This is a genomic window from Pseudogemmobacter sp. W21_MBD1_M6 (assembly GCF_052119585.1).
In the GTDB taxonomy this organism is placed as follows: domain Bacteria; phylum Pseudomonadota; class Alphaproteobacteria; order Rhodobacterales; family Rhodobacteraceae; genus JBGQOJ01.
The window spans coordinates 257,518-273,528 of sequence record NZ_JBGQOJ010000001.1 but is presented as its reverse complement, the minus strand read 5'-3'; the positions used below and the strand labels follow the sequence as shown (position 1 = coordinate 273,528).

General features: G+C 60.6%; 16 protein-coding genes. 2 read left to right on the top strand and 14 right to left on the bottom strand.

All coding sequences use genetic code 11. The annotated features are described in order from the left end of the window. Positions 1–62 precede the first annotated feature (62 nt). Positions 63–269 carry a hypothetical protein gene (locus ACEN2R_RS01145; RefSeq protein WP_442038363.1) on the top strand — a complete coding sequence of 69 codons (207 nt, stop codon included), beginning with the start codon at positions 63–65 and terminating at the stop codon, positions 267–269. 87 nt (positions 270–356) lie between these two features. Here ACEN2R_RS01145 and ACEN2R_RS01140 read toward each other — a convergent pair whose 3' ends face one another. From ACEN2R_RS01140 to ACEN2R_RS01100, 9 genes are all read right to left on the bottom strand, one after another. Beyond that, positions 357–1,340: an aldo/keto reductase gene (locus ACEN2R_RS01140; protein WP_442038361.1), complete on the bottom strand. Its 984-nt coding sequence runs from the start codon at positions 1,338–1,340 to the stop codon at positions 357–359. Then, complete coding sequence (gene deoD / locus ACEN2R_RS01135) at positions 1,333–2,037, bottom strand: purine-nucleoside phosphorylase (RefSeq protein WP_442038360.1); 705 nt, start codon at positions 2,035–2,037, stop codon at positions 1,333–1,335. The genes ACEN2R_RS01140 and deoD overlap by 8 nt, the downstream gene beginning before the upstream one ends. A 137-nt stretch (positions 2,038–2,174) precedes the next feature. Further along, positions 2,175–2,912 (bottom strand): SDR family oxidoreductase, encoded by a 738-nt coding sequence (locus ACEN2R_RS01130; protein WP_442038358.1) that lies wholly within the window; start codon positions 2,910–2,912, stop codon positions 2,175–2,177. Then, positions 2,909–4,441: an ATP-dependent DNA helicase gene (locus ACEN2R_RS01125; RefSeq protein ID WP_442038356.1), complete on the bottom strand. Its 1,533-nt coding sequence runs from the start codon at positions 4,439–4,441 to the stop codon at positions 2,909–2,911. Before ACEN2R_RS01125 ends, ACEN2R_RS01130 begins: the two co-directional genes overlap by 4 nt. 41 nt (positions 4,442–4,482) lie before the next feature. Further along, on the bottom strand, positions 4,483–5,115 hold the full coding sequence (locus ACEN2R_RS01120) for an acyl-homoserine-lactone synthase (RefSeq protein ID WP_442038354.1): 633 nt from the start codon (positions 5,113–5,115) through the stop codon (positions 4,483–4,485). 105 nt (positions 5,116–5,220) lie between these two features. Continuing rightward, the gene (locus tag ACEN2R_RS01115) at positions 5,221–5,901 is read right to left on the bottom strand and encodes a helix-turn-helix transcriptional regulator (protein ID WP_442039455.1); all 681 of its coding nucleotides are present in this window, start codon (positions 5,899–5,901) and stop codon (positions 5,221–5,223) included. Continuing rightward, the gene (locus ACEN2R_RS01110) at positions 5,879–6,094 is read right to left on the bottom strand and encodes a hypothetical protein (RefSeq protein ID WP_442038352.1); all 216 of its coding nucleotides are present in this window, start codon (positions 6,092–6,094) and stop codon (positions 5,879–5,881) included. Before ACEN2R_RS01110 ends, ACEN2R_RS01115 begins: the two co-directional genes overlap by 23 nt. Before the next feature lie 222 nt (positions 6,095–6,316). Then, positions 6,317–7,600: a crotonyl-CoA carboxylase/reductase gene (gene ccrA, locus ACEN2R_RS01105; protein ID WP_442038350.1), complete on the bottom strand. Its 1,284-nt coding sequence runs from the start codon at positions 7,598–7,600 to the stop codon at positions 6,317–6,319. Between the two features lie 120 nt (positions 7,601–7,720). After that, positions 7,721–9,142, bottom strand: a complete 1,422-nt coding sequence (locus ACEN2R_RS01100) for a 1-acyl-sn-glycerol-3-phosphate acyltransferase (RefSeq protein WP_442038348.1) — start codon at positions 9,140–9,142, stop codon at positions 7,721–7,723. 82 nt (positions 9,143–9,224) lie between these two features. Here ACEN2R_RS01100 and ACEN2R_RS01095 point away from each other — a divergent pair, with 82 nt between their 5' ends. Further along, a complete protein-coding gene (locus ACEN2R_RS01095) occupies positions 9,225–11,312 on the top strand; it encodes a methylmalonyl-CoA mutase family protein (RefSeq protein WP_442038346.1) in 2,088 nt (695 codons plus the stop codon). Between the two features lie 46 nt (positions 11,313–11,358). Here ACEN2R_RS01095 and ACEN2R_RS01090 read toward each other — a convergent pair whose 3' ends face one another. The 5 genes from ACEN2R_RS01090 to ACEN2R_RS01070 all read right to left on the bottom strand — a co-directional run bounded on the left by ACEN2R_RS01090 (position 11,359) and on the right by ACEN2R_RS01070 (position 16,010). Further along, entirely contained in the window at positions 11,359–12,114 is a 756-nt protein-coding gene (locus ACEN2R_RS01090) for a TIGR02186 family protein (protein WP_442038344.1), read from the bottom strand. Further along, positions 12,111–13,028 (bottom strand): sulfite exporter TauE/SafE family protein, encoded by a 918-nt coding sequence (locus ACEN2R_RS01085; RefSeq protein WP_442038342.1) that lies wholly within the window; start codon positions 13,026–13,028, stop codon positions 12,111–12,113. The genes ACEN2R_RS01090 and ACEN2R_RS01085 overlap by 4 nt, the downstream gene beginning before the upstream one ends. 129 nt (positions 13,029–13,157) lie before the next feature. Continuing rightward, positions 13,158–13,964: a purine-nucleoside phosphorylase gene (locus ACEN2R_RS01080; RefSeq protein ID WP_442038340.1), complete on the bottom strand. Its 807-nt coding sequence runs from the start codon at positions 13,962–13,964 to the stop codon at positions 13,158–13,160. Then, the gene (locus ACEN2R_RS01075) at positions 13,948–14,913 is read right to left on the bottom strand and encodes an ABC transporter permease (RefSeq protein WP_442038338.1); all 966 of its coding nucleotides are present in this window, start codon (positions 14,911–14,913) and stop codon (positions 13,948–13,950) included. Before ACEN2R_RS01075 ends, ACEN2R_RS01080 begins: the two co-directional genes overlap by 17 nt. After that, complete coding sequence (locus ACEN2R_RS01070; protein WP_442038336.1) at positions 14,913–16,010, bottom strand: ABC transporter permease; 1,098 nt, start codon at positions 16,008–16,010, stop codon at positions 14,913–14,915. The genes ACEN2R_RS01075 and ACEN2R_RS01070 overlap by 1 nt, the downstream gene beginning before the upstream one ends. Position 16,011: the final 1 nt, after the last annotated feature.

Genomic DNA, 16,011 nt, shown 5'->3' with positions numbered 1-16,011 from the left:
TTGAAAGGCCCCGATCGGTTTCGGGGTCTTTTTTGTTCCGACCCAAAGGAGAGGTCACAGCCATGCCGGTACTTCTGTTGCTGTTGCTGGCCGGTGTTCTGGCCTATCTGTGGATCAACCGCCGCGGCAGCACGCTGACCCGCGACTGTCGCTGGCGCCAGGATCGCAGCACGGGCGACGAGGGCCGCTTTTCCTGCGCCTTTTGCGGGGCAAGAGTGACGCTGCCAAAGGGAAAGACGCCGCGCGTCTGTCTGCGCAAGTCACAATAAGAACGCCAGCCCCTGAACGGGACTGGCGCGTCTTCTCACTTCACGGTCATCGGCGTCTCCCGCCTGTGCCCATTGCGCGGTGTGGCGTTAGCAATAGCGCTCGACGCCTTCGTACTGGGTATCAGCATATCGGTCGCCATCGGCAAAACCGGCAGGCAGAATGCGATTGATCGCAGCGCAATCGGCCTCTGTGAACAGGATGGTCGCGGCTTCGGCCAGTTCTGCCAGATGGGTGGCTGACCGGGTGCCCGGAATGCTGAAGACATGCGGCGCGCGGTCCAGCGTCCATGCAATTGCAGTGGCGGCGGGCGACCAGCCGCGATCCTGCGCAAATGTTTTGAAAGGCGCGATCATCTGTTTGTTGGCTTGATAGTTCGGGTCAAGAAACCGCGGTTGATTGGTTCGGATGTCACCTGCGGGAAAGTCGGCGCGATCGGGGAAGATTTTGCCGAAGACGCCGCGCCCGAGTGGCGAGAACGCGACAAAGGCGGCCCCGATTTCGGCGCAGGCGTCGATCAGGCCAAGATCCGGTTGGCGGGTCCAGAGCGAGTATTCGCTTTGCACGGCAGCGACCCGGTGCACCGTGTGGGCGCGGCGCAGTGAGGCCGGTGAAATTTCGGAAAAGCCGATCCCGCCGATTTTGCCTTGCTCGACGAACCGGCCCATGGCCCCTGCGACTTCTTCGATGGGGATGGAATGGTCGCGACGATGAACATAGTAGAGCGCGACGTGATCCACCCCCAGCCGTTTCAATGACGCGTCCAATGCGTCTTGCAGGTAGGCGGGGTGATTGCTGATGTGCCGCGTTGGCTGCGACACCAGCCCGCCTTTGGTGGCGATTGTGAACGCGGTCTTGCGGGTCTTGATGTAGTTGCCGATGACCTCCTCGGACAGGCCCTGTCCGTAGCGGTCTGCCGTGTCGAGGAAGGTGATTCCGAGATCAAGGGCGGCATCCAGACAGCGATGGGACTGGGTCTGGGTCGTGGCGCCGTAAACCCCGGCGAAGCTCATGCAGCCAAGGCCGAGGGCGGAGGTTCGGGGGCCGGACTGGCCGAGGGGACGTTCAAGCAAAGGCTGCCTCCAGTGCGATTTCGACCATCTCGCCAAAGCTTTGCTCGCGCTGGCTGGAGGGTAGGGCCTCGTGAGTGATCAGGTGATCGCTGATGGTGAGAACCGCAAGCGCCCGCCGGCCATAGCGCGCCGCGAGGGTGTAAAGTTCGGCCGCTTCCATCTCGACGGCCAGAACCCCGTGGCGCGTCAATTGTTCGGTCAGATCCGGGCGTTCATCGTAGAATGTGTCAGAGGAGAAAATCTGTCCGACATGGGTTGTCGTGCCCAATGCCGTCGCTGCGGTAAAGGCCGCATGCAGCAGCGACCAGTCGGCTGTCGGGGCGTAGTTCAGGTCCTTGAATATGCTGGCGGAGGGCGTTGAAACCGTCGAGGCGCTGATCGCGAGGATCACATCGCGCAGGTTTACATGGGGCTGCATGGCGCCGGCCGAACCGATACGGATCAGGGTTTGGGCGCCATAGTCACGGATCAATTCGTTGACGTAGATCGACAGGCTGGGCATGCCCATGCCAGAGCCCTGAAACGTGACCGGATGCCCGCGCCATGTGCCGGTAAACCCCAGCATGCCGCGCACGTTGTTGACCAGTTTCGGGGTATCGAGGAATGTTTCTGCCGCCCATTTCGCCCGGTATGGATCGCCCGGTAACAAAACCGTTTCGGCAATGTCGCCGGGGGCTGCGCCGATGTGGATGGTCATATGGATGGTCCCTGTCTGCTGCGTCCGTGGCGAAGTATATCAAGGGAATTTCCCGTGCACAGGGCGGACGCGCTTCGCGCGGGAGTATTTTGACCGAGAAGAATGACTAGGGGCAGAGAGAGGGCCAGGGGCGGTGATCAGCCGCGCCCGACGAACGGCATTTTTGTCGCCATGATCGTCATGTTCAGGATATTGGTGCCGAGCGGCAGGTTTGCCATATGCAGCACCGCCTCTGCCGCCTGCGACACGTCCATTGTATCGGGCAGGGGGGCGCCGGGATTTTCGGCCATGGCGCGGGTGATCAGCCCGTCGAGCAGGTCTGTGCGCGCGTTGCCGATGTCGATCTGGCCACAGGCGATGTCAAAGGGGCGTCCGTCTAGGGCGATGGTTTTGGTCAGGCCCGTTACCGCGTGTTTGGTGGCGGTGTAACAAACCGAGCCTTCGCGCGGGGTGTGGGCGGAAATGGAGCCGTTGTTTATAATGCGGCCTCCCTGCGGCGACTGGGTGCGCATCGCCCTGAACGCGGCGCGCGCGGCGATGAACATGCCGGTCAGGTTGACGTCGACGACCCGGCGGAAATCATCGACGGAGATTGTGTCGATTGTTCCGGCGGGGCCGAACATTCCCGCGTTGTTGAACAGGACGTCCAGCCGTCCGGCCCGCGCGGCGAACATTTGAAACGCGGCATCCACTGCCGCCTCGTCGGTGACATCGGCGGGTAGGACCACGGCGCGGGGATAGCCTTCGGCGATTGCGTTCAGGGGGTCTTTGCGGCGTGCAATCAGGCCGACGGTCCAGCCCGCGTCCAGAAACAGTCGCGCCGTCGCCGCGCCGATACCCGAGCTTGCGCCGGTGACAATTATGCTTTTGCTCATTCGAACATACCCTCTGATGTCAGTTCCAACCGTGCCGGTGCGCCCTTGAGATCATCGACCACAAGCGGCCCCGTGGGACGTGCCAGACGGTTGCGCACCACCCAGTGCAGCCGCGTTTCGGCCCGCGTGATCGCCACATAGGCAAGGCGTTTCCACAGCGGCTGGCCCGCCTCTGACCGGCCCATGCGCGCGGCGGCGAACAGATCGGGGGCAAAGACCTGCACATCGGGCCATTGGCTGCCCTGCGCCTTGTGGATGGTCACGGCCGCGCCGTGCAGAAAGGCGGCGCCCATGCGGGCGGCGAAGGGAATGAACGGCTCTTCCTCGTCGGGCATTTCGATTTTCACGATCGAGGCGGCGCTGACCTGCGGGTCTTCGGCGCCCATGACGTGCAGGCGCGAAAATCCCGGCTTGCGACCGGGCCCGAGGTAGACGACCTGCGCGCCCTTGATCAGGCCGCGCGCCTCTAGATCAATACGTTTCTTGCGGTGTTTCGCGGGCAATTCGATGCCGTCGCAAATCAGCGGCTCGCCCTCCAGCAAGGCATCCGCGGGGGCGCCATAGGCCGCGCGGAACGCCTGTATCAGGCGGATGCGCGTCGCATTGCGCCAGACCAGCACCGGGGATCGCGCCATCAGGTCAGCCTTGACCTGTTGCGCCACAATCACCCGGTCATCGCGGCGCGCGGCGTCTTCGATCATCCGCTCGAAATCTTCGAATCCGAGGTCGGGATCGGCCAGCGCATGCGCGAGGTCCAGAATGGGGTTGTCCTGCGCCTGACGGTGGATGCGCGACAGGATCAGCTTGCGCGCCTTGGGCAAGCGTTCAAACACCATCTCGCCCGCCAGACCCACCGGGGCAAGCTGTGCGGGATCGCCGAAAATCACCAGCGTCGGGAAGATCTCCTTCAGATCCTCGAACTGCTTTTCATCCAGCATCGAGGCCTCGTCGACGAAGCCGATATCCAGCGGATCGTCGCGCCGTTTCCAACCCAGAATAAAATCGGAACCCTTAAGACCTGCGGCGGCCATCGCGCCGGGCATTGATTTGTTCAACTGGAAAAAGGCAAATGCGCGGTCCAGCGCCACGTCGGTCAGCCCCTCGATCACGGGGCGGTCGCCGTTGCCGGCCAGCCATTCGGCTATCTTCTCGAATTCAGGGTCGTAGACGGGGGTATACAGTATGCGGTGAATCGTCGTAGCGGGCACCTTTTGGTTGCGCAGAACGCTTGCGGCCTTGTTCGTCGGGGCAAGAATGGCCAGCGTGCGCTTGTCCTTGCGCTTTTTCCCCTCATAGTCGCCGGACACCACCTCGACGCCGGCCTGTTCAAGCGCCTGATACAGGCGGGCAAGCAGCATGGTTTTGCCGGACCCGGCCTTGCCGATCACCGCCAGCGTGCTTTGGTTGCCGTCGCCCATCGGGGTCAGGACACTATCGTCCAGATCAATGCCCGCAGCCCGCAACGCTTCGGTTACGCGGTCAAAGGCATCGGCCTGATCTTCGGAGAACTGTAGGGCGGGAACGGTCATGCGGCGACACTACAGCGGGCGGAATGCGGGGGCCAGAGCGTTCAGGCGCTTCTTTTCACCTGCCTGTGTGCGCCAAAGGCCCGAAGGCACCAAAGGGCCGAGACCTCGGGCGAAATTCCCGCCTGCCGCGCCATCCGGTCGCGCAGGTTGGCAGAGTGGCCCCACAATCCCGCGCTGATCTGTGCGCGGCCATTGCCCGTCTGGCCGATCACCGTCGGCTGCCATCTCAGGCGTCCGTAAATCCGCACCATCCGCGCGTCGAACACACCGACCGATTGGCGCAGCCCGAACCATTGGCCCAGCTCTGCCCCGCCCAGCATCAATGCCGCCGCCGTGCGCGGGCCGGCGTCGCGCGACAGGCAAAAGCGGGTGGTTTCCCAGATGCGGGCATCGGTTATCGGTGTGCCGCCGGTCAGATGCCCGAAATGGTCATTGACCATGCAGGGCCCCGTTGTCGGCAAGAACCGCATTGACCCGCCGTGCCGCCCGTCGGGCCGCTGCCAGATCACATAAAGCGGGTTCAGCGCGTCGTATTCATCCTGCTCGAACCCGGCGGCATCGACCTGCACCTGCCAGCCAAGGCGGGTGTGAAACTGGTCAGCGCGGTCCCGGAACATGGTGTCGCGCAACTGCGGAAATTGGTGCAAATCGCACCCGTAAAGATACCGGATCATAACTGTTCCCCTGCCAGACATCTGGCAGCCGGACTAGCGGATCGGGGTTAAGGGGCCTCTAGCGGGCGCTTACATAAAGTTCCGGCAACGGTTTGGGCGGGCACGTCACAGAACAAGCAGCCCGCCTGCAAGCGCCTGCGCCACGGCGTGGGTCGTGTTCAGTGCGCCAAGTTTGAACCGTGCGCTTTCGATATAGACCCGCAACGTATGTTCCGAGATCGACAGGCTTTCGGCGGCCTGTGCCCGGCTATAGCCCATCGCCAGAAGCGTCAGCGCATCTGTTTCGCGGGGCGACAGGCTTCGGTGGCGGGTGGTGTCGGTGCCGCGCTCGATCTCTAGCGCCTTCTGGTTCACGAAATGCGCAACAAGGATCAGATCGCGCACGCGGTGTTCCGCATACCGCGCCCATTCATCGTCGCCGCAGCGGTGACTGACGGAAAACAGGGCAAACTGGCCGTTTGGCCCCCGGATCGGAACCGAGTAGCCCTGATTGCCGACACCGGCATCAATCGCCTCGCCCAGAAATGCCTTGGCCGGTTTCGACGACCAGTCAAGCCGCTTCCAGTCGACGGGGTGAAACCGCTGGTAGCAGCCCAGAACCACGGGGTCGACGCGGGCATAATCCTGATCCATGTAACGATCGACCCAATCGGCGCTATAGGTCAAGGCGGCGTATTGCTGGCCCGTGCTGTTGACCGAGTGGTAGACAAGATGTTCGACCTCGAACATGTCGCGCAGTGCGACAATCTCAGTCTGGAGATTATCAAGCGTTTTTGCCTGCTGCATACGCTCTATGAATGTCGCCAGTTCTTTGTTCGAGGTAGAACTTCCCGTCACGCGTCCCCCCATCTATCAACGCCAGTTCCGATGCCGCCACCAAAATGGCATCGTCGAGTTGTTCCGCCAGCGCCGGAAGTCCGTTGGCGTGGGCAAAACATTTCAAGTCGGCAAGAACGTCGATAATCCAGTCATTTCTCATCTCTAAATCTCGTTCAGATTGGTTAATGAAGTGTTAATACAACCTTAGCACGATTAACTTCCTCCAAAATACTCGCGAATAACAATTCCCCAAAAATAGCGGATAGATGGCAATCTAACCTATTGTTATTAAACGAATTGGCGCAAATAGAAAACGGCCGCCGCGATATTGTATCAATATCGCAAGCGGCCGTTTCAATTTCGTAAACAATTTAGGAAGAGATCAAAGCCCCTCGACGGCATCCTCGAAGGTCCGCAGCCCTGTGCGCGGCGATTGCACCAGCACGGCCATATTGCCCGGCTTATGCTCGTTCCGCAGCATTTTCATGTGTGCGCCGGGAATGTCGGACCACGGAAACACCTCGGACATACAGGGATCAAGACGCCGTTCCAGCATCAGATTGTTCGCCGCGCTCGCCTGTTTCAGGTTGGCAAAATGGCTGCCCTGCACGCGCTTTTGGTGCATCCAAAGGTAACGCACGTCGAACGTCAGGTTGTAGCCGGTCGTCCCTGCGCAGATCACCACCATGCCGCCGCGTTTGACCACAAAGACCGACACCGGGAACGTTGCCTCGCCGGGGTGTTCGAACACCATATCCACGTTATTGCCCTTGCCGGTGATGTCCCAGATCGCCTTGCCGAACTTGCGGGTTTCGTTGAACCAGTCCTTGTATTCGGGCGTGTTCACCGTAGGCATCTGACCCCAGCAATTGAAATCCTTGCGGTTGATGACGCCCTTGGCTCCCAAAGACATAACAAACTCGCGCTTGTCCTCTTCGGATATGACGCCGATCGCATTGGCCCCGGCCGTGTTGATCAGCTGGATCGCATAGGAGCCAAGACCGCCGGACGCGCCCCAGACCAGCACGTTATCGCCGGGTTTCAACACATGGGGGCGGTGACCGAACAACATCCGGTAGGCCGTGGCAAGCGTCAGCGTGTAGCAGGCGCTTTCCTCCCATGTCAGATGTGGCGGGCGCTTCATCAACTGCTGTGACTGGACGTTGGTGAACTGCGCGAATGATCCATCGGGCGTCTCATAGCCCCAGATCCGCTGCGACGGAGAGAACATCGGGTCGCCGCCGTTGCATTCTTCGTCGTCGCCGTCATCCTGATTGCAATGGATCACGACCTCGTCGCCCACCTTCCAGCGCTTGACCTTGTCGCCAACGGCCCAAACGATACCGGACGCGTCGGATCCTGCGATGTGGTAAGGGGCACCATGGCTGTCGAACGGGCTGATCGGCACGCCCAGCCCGGCCCAGACGCCGTTATAATTCACGCCCGCCGCCATCACCATGACCAGCACTTCGGTGCTGTCCAGCGACGGAACATCGACCACCTCGACCTGAAACGCCTTGTCAGGCTCGCCATGCCGTTCACGGCGAATGGTCCAGGCATACATCTGCTTGGGCACATGGCCCAGCGGAGGGATCTCGCCGACTTCGTACAGGTCTTTCATCGGTGCCTCATACATCGCACTCTCCGCTTTGGTATCCAGAGCCATTTTCAGTGTCCTTCAAATCAAACCATGCCGCAGCGCAGAATCAAAGTTTTCAGCGCATTTACCGGAGATTTAGAGGTGTGAAAGTAACATTGCAACCCCAGACATCTTATTTTTGAAATTTTATTGCGTTAAGGATTTCGATAATTGGGGCTTCGCGGTGGAAATTGCTGCATCCGCAACCAATAGATGCTCTACCGAATTGGCGTAATACCGCAAAAGGTGCAGCCCTGTTCCGGTCGGCGCATAAAGGTCGCCCTCTGCCGTCACCAGATTGCGCCGCAGCAGCGCCTGAAGCCCGAACCGGGCCGCATCGTCGATGTTGTCGCGCGGCAGATACACATGGGCGTCGCGCGCTTTTGCCCGCTGAACCACGCTGTCGCAGGCCGCGACAAGCGCGCTATGGGTGATTGGCGTTTGTTCCTGAAGCAAGGTGAAGGCGACCAGCGGAACCGGAAGAACCGGCACCACGTCGCGCACGCGGGACATCAGGGTTTCGCCCAATGCCTCTGTCGCGTCTTCGCCCGCTGAGCCGAGATAGTCGCGCAGCGACAAAGGTGTTCCGAAACTGACCGAGGCATAGCCGAACCGCACAAAACGCCCGCGCAGCCGCAGCCATATCTGCTTGGCCAGAACCAGCAGCGCGTTGACCGGACGGAACCGGAACTGGCGGTAGCCCTTGGTCGCGGCATCGGTCAGCACCTGATCTTCGAACACTTTGTCATAGTTCAGGGCCACGGGCACAAAGACCACGTCACGCGGCCCGTCCATGCGAAACCCCGTCAGGATATAGCTGAGCAATCCCAGCTTAGGCGCGCCGACGCGGCCATCAAGGCTAAGGCCACCTTCGGGAAAGATCGCCTGCGTCACGCCTGCGTCGGTCGCCATCTGCACATATCGCGCCAGGACGCGCCGATACAGAACGCTGCGCGATTTGCGGCGGATGAAATAGCCGCCCATGGCGCGGATCAATTGTTGCAAGGGCCAGATGCGCGCCCATTCCCCAACGGCAAAGGACAGGGCAGACCGTTCGGCCACCAGATAGGTGACCAGAATGTAATCCATATTGCTGCGGTGGTTCATCACAAAGATCACGGTCGCATCCCGGTCGATCGCCTCTAGCGCGGCCTCGTCGTATTGCCCCAATCGGACGCGATACAAGGACCGGCTTAGGACCTTTGCGGCGCGAATGGCAAAGCCGAAATATACCGAGGCACTGAACGAGGGCACGATTTCGCGGGCATAGCGTTCGGCCATTTCAAAGGCCACATTTTCCGGCACACCTTCGGTTCTGGCGTGCTCTACCACGGCCTCCATCACCTTGGGGTCATAGACCAGACGGTTGATCGTGTCGGACCGGCGGGCAAGGTTGAATGGTTTGATCTGAAGCTGAAGCCTGTGGTTCAGCCGGTCAACGGCCCGTTGCATCCGACGGCGAAAGAACCAGCGGACCGAAGGGAACAGAAAATGGCTCATCGCTGTGACGGCGGCAAAGCCAAGCACCACAACCAGAAGCCACAAAGGAAGTTCGACCGTTCTGAACATACCGGACCTTTGCAGGAAAAATCCCTGCGGTAAATCCGGCAAAGGCCGGGGCGGGTTCCGGGATGAATTTCGGGGGCGAGCGATGCTAAAATATAGCAAAGCCCATCGCAGGATCTTGCCGCAGTGCAGAAACTCTGTCTATTATCTTCTTGCGCAAATAAATCACTCAACGAAACATTCTTACCCGCCGACGGAGCCCGCTATGACCGAGACACACAAAGACAAACCCTGGTTGTTCCGGACCTATGCGGGCCATTCCACCGCCAAAGCGTCAAACGCGCTCTATCGCAACAACCTGTCCAAGGGACAGACCGGCCTGTCTGTTGCCTTCGATCTGCCGACGCAAACGGGGTATGACAGCGACCATATTCTGGCGCGGGGCGAGGTTGGCAAGGTCGGTGTGCCGGTCGCACATCTGGGCGATATGCGGGCGCTGTTCGACGATATCCCGTTGGAAAAGATGAACACCTCGATGACGATCAACGCAACGGCACCTTGGCTTTTGTCGCTTTATATCGCCGCAGCAGAGGAACAGGGGGCAGACATCGGCGCCCTGAACGGCACCGTTCAGAACGACATCATCAAAGAGTATCTGTCGCGCGGCACCTACGTCTGCCCGCCCGCGCCCAGTCTGCGGATGATCACCGACGTTGCCGCTTATACCCGCGAACACCTGCCCAAATGGAACCCGATGAACATCTGTTCCTACCACCTGCAAGAGGCCGGCGCGACGCCCGAGGAAGAGTTGGCCTTTGCGCTTGCGACGGCCACCGCCGTTCTGGACGACCTGAAGGGCAAAGTGCCCGCCAAAAACTTCCCCGAGATGGTCGGGCGGATCTCGTTCTTTGTGAACGCCGGCATCCGCTTTGTGACAGAGCTGTGCAAAATGCGCGCTTTTGTCGATCTTTGGGATGAAATCTGCCGCGACCGTTACGGGGTCGAGGACGCCAAATACCGCCGGTTCCGCTATGGTGTGCAGGTCAACAGCCTTGGTCTGACCGAACAGCAACCGGAGAACAACGTCTACCGTATCCTGATCGAGATGCTGGCCGTCACCCTGTCGAAAAACGCCCGCGCCCGCGCCGTGCAACTGCCCGCCTGGAACGAGGCGCTTGGCCTGCCGCGCCCATGGGACCAGCAATGGTCGCTGAGGATGCAACAGATCCTTGCCTATGAAACCGACCTTCTGGAATACGACGACCTGTTCGACGGGAACCCCGCGATCGACCGCAAGGTCGAGGCGCTGAAGAAAGGCGCAAGAGAGGAACTGGCGACGATTGACGGGATGGGCGGCGCCGTGGCCGCGATCGAATACATGAAATCTCGTCTGGTCGAAAGCAACGCACGCCGCATCGGCAAGATCGAAACCCGCGAAACCACAGTTGTCGGCGTGAACCGCTGGATGGAGGCGGCAGAAAGCCCGCTGACCTCTGGTGACGGATCAATCATGGTCGCCGACAAGGACGCGGAACAAGACCAGATCGACCGGCTGACCGCATGGCGCGCCGCGCGCGATAACGCCGCCGTGGCATCCGCGCTTCACAGCTTGAGGGCGGCGGCGAAATCGGGCGCGAATATCATGCCCGCCTCTATCGCTGCGGCAAAGGCGGGGGCCACCACGGGCGAATGGGGCAATGTCGTGCGCGAGGTCTTTGGTCAATACCGTGCCCCCACGGGCGTGTCCAAGAACCCGTCGAACCGCACCGAAGGGCTGGACGAGATCCGGGCCGAGGTCTCGGCGCTGGCCGCCAGATTGGGCCGCCCGTTAAAATTTCTTGTCGGCAAACCGGGGCTTGATGGCCATTCCAACGGTGCGGAACAAATCGCGGCGCGTGCGCGGGATTGCGGCATGGATATCACCTATGATGGCATCCGCCTGACGCCCGAGGAAATCGTGAACGCCGCGAAGAAGGACCGTGCCCATGTGGTCGGCCTGTCGATCCTGTCAGGCAGCCACATCCCGCTGATCGCCGAATTGATGGAGCGGATGCGCGATGCGGGCATGGGCGAGATTCCCGTGGTTGTCGGCGGGATCATCCCCGAAGACGATGCCACCCGGCTGCGCGCGATGGGCGTTGCCCGTGTCTATACGCCGAAGGATTTCGAGCTTAACCGTATCATGCATGACATTGTGGCGCTGGTAGACAGTGCCGGGATCGCGGCGGAATAGGACGCCCACCGCACCTGCCCCCCGCCGTTCATGGAGTGTCGCGGGATTATCCTTTGATATAGCGGAAAATCGCAGAGGCCCCCCAGCCCGCGCCTATGGCGATTGCAAGCGACAAAAGCCCGTAAGGCAGCGCGTGATCATGGGCAAGTCGGTAGAGCCAGCGTTCCAGCCCGACCTTGTGCACGCCGATCACTGTCGAATAGGCATTCACGACGGCACCGTCGCGCGTCAGGTAGATACGGGTGGTATAATCGCCCTCGATCAGGTTCGCAGGTAGGATCACGCTTGTCTGAAACAGGGTCTCGTCCTTCAGCAGAACAGCGCTTTCATTCAGCTGATACAGGCTGGACGCCTTGCGCACCCGGATCAGCGCATCTGTGAAGGTTTCCGCATTGGCAATTGTTTCGGGCGCGCCCACGGATCTGATCGCACGGGGGATGCTGATCTTATAGCGCAAATCCTCGGTGTTGCTAAGGACCTGCGCAAGGGGCGCGGTGGTTGACACAGAGTAAAAGCCGGGGGCTGCGTCGATCTCGACTGAATCGGTATTCACCCAGATCCCGGCCACCCGCGATTTACGGCGCATTGTCACGGCCTGATGCGGGCCGGACAGGGTGATGATCACCTCTAGCGGAGAGCCTGCGGGGATCGGCATTTCCCGTTTTACGGCCCCAAAGACCAGAATTTCCGAACCATCGAAATTCGCGTTGATCGACACGCGATCCTGGCTAAGGCTTGCCACGACCTGTTCCGCCCGGAGGGGCAGGGCGGCTAGCAATAGAAAGACGACAAGCCGGATCATAGGGTCGCGACCTTCCCGATGGAATAAAGTTCTGCGGGTTCGATCAGCAGATCCAGCGCCAGCTTGAAACAGACCGCAAGCACAAGCAGGGCCAGAAGGATGCGCAGTTGTTCGGCTTTCATCTTGCTGGCAAGCCGCGTCCCGATTTGCGCACCTACCACCCCGCCGATCAGCAGGAACAGTGCCAGCGGCAGATCGACGGTAAAGTTGGTTGTGGCATGCAGCAGCGTTGTGAAGGCCGTGACAAAGATGATCTGGAACAACGAGGTGCCAATAACCACCTTGGTGGGCATCCCCAGAAGGTAGATCATCGCGGGCACCATGATGAACCCGCCGCCCACGCCCATGATTGCGGCCAGCACACCGACCAGAAGGCCGATCAGCAGCGGCGGGATGACAGAGATATAAAGGCCCGAAATCCGGAACCGCATCTTGAGCGGCATCGTATGCACAAGGTTGCGAGATCGGCGCGGTTTTGTCGGGCCGCCGCGTTTCGCCTTGCGCAGGGCATTCACGCTTTCGACGAGCATCAGCGCGCCGATGCCCCCCAGAAACACGACGTAGAACAGCGTAACCAACAGGTCGACCTGCCCGATTTTGCGAAGCGCGTTGAACAGTTGCACCCCCAGGGCCGCCCCGACCAGACCACCCCCCAAAAGCACCAGCCCCATCCGAAGATCGACCGTTCTGCGTTTGAAATGGGCCAGCACGCCGGAAAACGACGAGGCAACGATCTGCGTCGCCCCGGTGGCCACAGCCACGGCCGGCGGGATGCCGATAAAGAACAACAGCGGCGTCATCAGAAACCCGCCGCCGACGCCGAACATACCCGACAGCACGCCAACTATTCCGCCCAATCCCAACAAAAGGAATGCGTTTACAGAGACTTCGGCTATGGGCAGATAAATTTGCATTGCTGGCCTACGGCACGAATGGGTTTTGTCACCTTTACAGAAGACTCTGCGGGAGACTCTGCGGGGGGTCTCATGGACCAACAGTGCGATACTTCGCAGGGAAACGTCCAGACCGATTGGCGCAAATAACTAGTCTAGATCACGTAAATACTGCCTCAGCGTCTTTTCAAGCTTTTCCGCGCCGATCGGGGCCATGGCCTTTGTGTGTTCGTGGCTGATGTTTTCATCGCTCATTCCCGCCGCCATATTGGTGATCGCGGATATGGCCGCGACCCTCAGCCCAAGGAACCGTGCCAGAATGATCTCGGGTACGGTGGACATGCCGACCGCATCGGCACCCAGAATGCGTATGGCGCGAATTTCCGCAGGGGTTTCGAACGAGGGGCCGGAATACCACGCATATACGCCGTCATTCAACGTGACGCCAACCGCCCTTGCGGCCTTTTTCAGTGCGGCGCGGATCATCGGGTCGTGGGCCGCGGTCATGGGCACAAACCGCGCATCGGTGGGTTCGCCGATCAGCGGGTTAAGCCCGGAAAAGTTGATATGGTCTGACAAAAGCATCAGTTCGCCCGGTGGAATGTCGCTGCGCATGGAGCCGGCGGCATTGGTCACGATCAGGCTGTCGGCGCCAAGCTCTTTCAGCACCTCCAGCGGAAGGCGCATCGCGTCGCCGCGCCCGCTTTCGTAGTAATGCGCCCGCCCGCCGAATACGGCAACGCGCACCCCTTCCAGCATACCGATCACCAGTTTGGGGTTGTGGCCCGACACGCCGGAATGCGGAAACCCGTCAAGGTCGGCATAGTCGATGGACACGCCGTCAACCGCCTCTGTCAGATGACTCAGACCGGAACCAAGGATCAGGCCAAGCCGCACAGGTGCATCGCCCGCCTTAGCACGAATCCGGTCGCCAAGGGTCTTAGCGTTCTTTGACATAGGGTTGGCCTCCGGCGCGGGGGGGGATGGCCTTGCCGACAAATCCGGCAAGGATAACGACAGTCAGGATATAGGGCAGCGCCTGCATGAACTGGTTTGGGATGATGAAGCCGCCAATCGAAAGGGTCTGGAACCGGTTGCCAAGGGCATCCAGCAGGCCGAACAAAAGACAGGCGGACAGCGCATACCACGGCCGCCATTTGGCAAAGATCAACGCGGCAAGCGCGATGAACCCGCGGCCTGCGGTCATCTCTTTTACGAAACCGGCGGCAAGTCCGGTGGACAGATAAGCGCCTGCGATCCCGCATAAAAGCCCCGCGATGATCACGGCAGAGTAGCGCAGGCGGATAACGGAAATTCCTGCCGTATCAACCGCCGCCGGGTTTTCACCCACAGCGCGCAGGCGCAGGCCGAACCGGGTGCGAAACAAGACATACCAGGTGACTGGCACCGCCATAAGACCGACATAGACAAGGACCGTGTGGCCCGACAGGACATCGGCATAGAACGGCCCGAAAACCGGCACGCCCTGCAACGCATCGGCAAAGGGCAGGGTGACGCTTTGGAACCGCGCGGGCCCGTCAAGCTGTGGCGTGCGCCCCCCCAGATTGAACCATGTGTCCCCGATCAAAACGGTCAGACCCGCCGCCAGAAAATTGATCGCCACGCCGGAAATCAGCTGATTGCCCCGGAATGTGATCGACGCGATGCCGTGGATCAGCGCCAGCGCCATGGACGCGGCGATGCCCGCCAGAAGGCCGATCCAGACATTGCCGTAGAGCGCGGCAAAGGCGGCAGAAAAGAACGCCGCAGCCAGCATCTTGCCCTCTAGCCCGATGTCGAAAATACCGGCGCGTTCGGAAAAAAGCCCGGCAAGACAGGCCAGCAGGATCGGGGTCGAGGCGCGCAAGGTGGCGTCAAGGATCTGGATCAGCGTCAGAAAATCCATCACGCGGCCCCTTTTCGCAGTTTCAGGAACATCTTTTCAACCGGCAACCGCACCATATTGTCCAATGCGCCCGTGAACAGGATCACCAGCGCCTGAATGACCAGGATCATCTCGCGGCTGACGGCTGGCATCTCGAATTCCAGCTCTGCGCCGCCCTGATACAGAACGCCGAACAACAGCGCGGCAAGGAACACCCCGAAGGGATGCGAGCGGCCCATCAGCGCCACGGCGATGCCGACAAACCCCGCCCCCTGCACGTTGTTCAGGACCAGGCGCTCTGCTTCTCCCATCACTGCATTGATGCCCATCAGGCCGGACAGCGCACCAGAAATCAGCATCGCGATCATGGTGATTTTGAACGGCGAGATGCCGGCGTAAACCGCGGCATCCTCGGAATGGCCATAGGCGCGGATGGCATAGCCAAGGCGCGTGCGCCAGATCAGCACCCACACAAGGTAGCAACACAGGATCGCCAGAAAGAATGCGATGTTCAGGGGCGCGGATTTGGCGAAGGGAATGCCGATCCAGCCGAACATATCATAGGCCGATGGCAAAAAGGCCCCGCTGGGAAACCGTGCGGTTTCAGGTGACATGCTGCCGCGCACCTTCAGCACCTCGACCAGCAGATAGACCATGATTGCCGACGCGATAAAGTTGAACATGATCGTGGTGATCACGATATGGCTGCCGCGCCGCGCCTGTAGATAGGCGGGGATCGCGGCCCACGCCGCGCCGAACAGCGCTCCGCCCGCGATGGCGGCAGGCAGCGCCAGGGTCCAATGCGGCCAATCGACCGACAAGCAAACCAGCGCCACGCCAAGGCCGCCGATATAAGCCTGCCCCTCGCCGCCGATGTTGAAAAGCCGCGCGTGAAAGGCGACCGAAACCGCAAGCCCGGTGAAGATAAAGTTGGTGGCGTAATACAGTGTATAGCCCCAGCCATAGCTGGACCCCATGGCCCCCTTCAGCATGATGCCCATGGCCGTGATCGGATTTTCCCCGATATACAGAACCACAAGCCCCGAGACCGCAAGCGCCAGAAACAGGTTGATCAGCGGGATCAGCAGGATATCGGCCCACTTCGGCATTTTATCCATG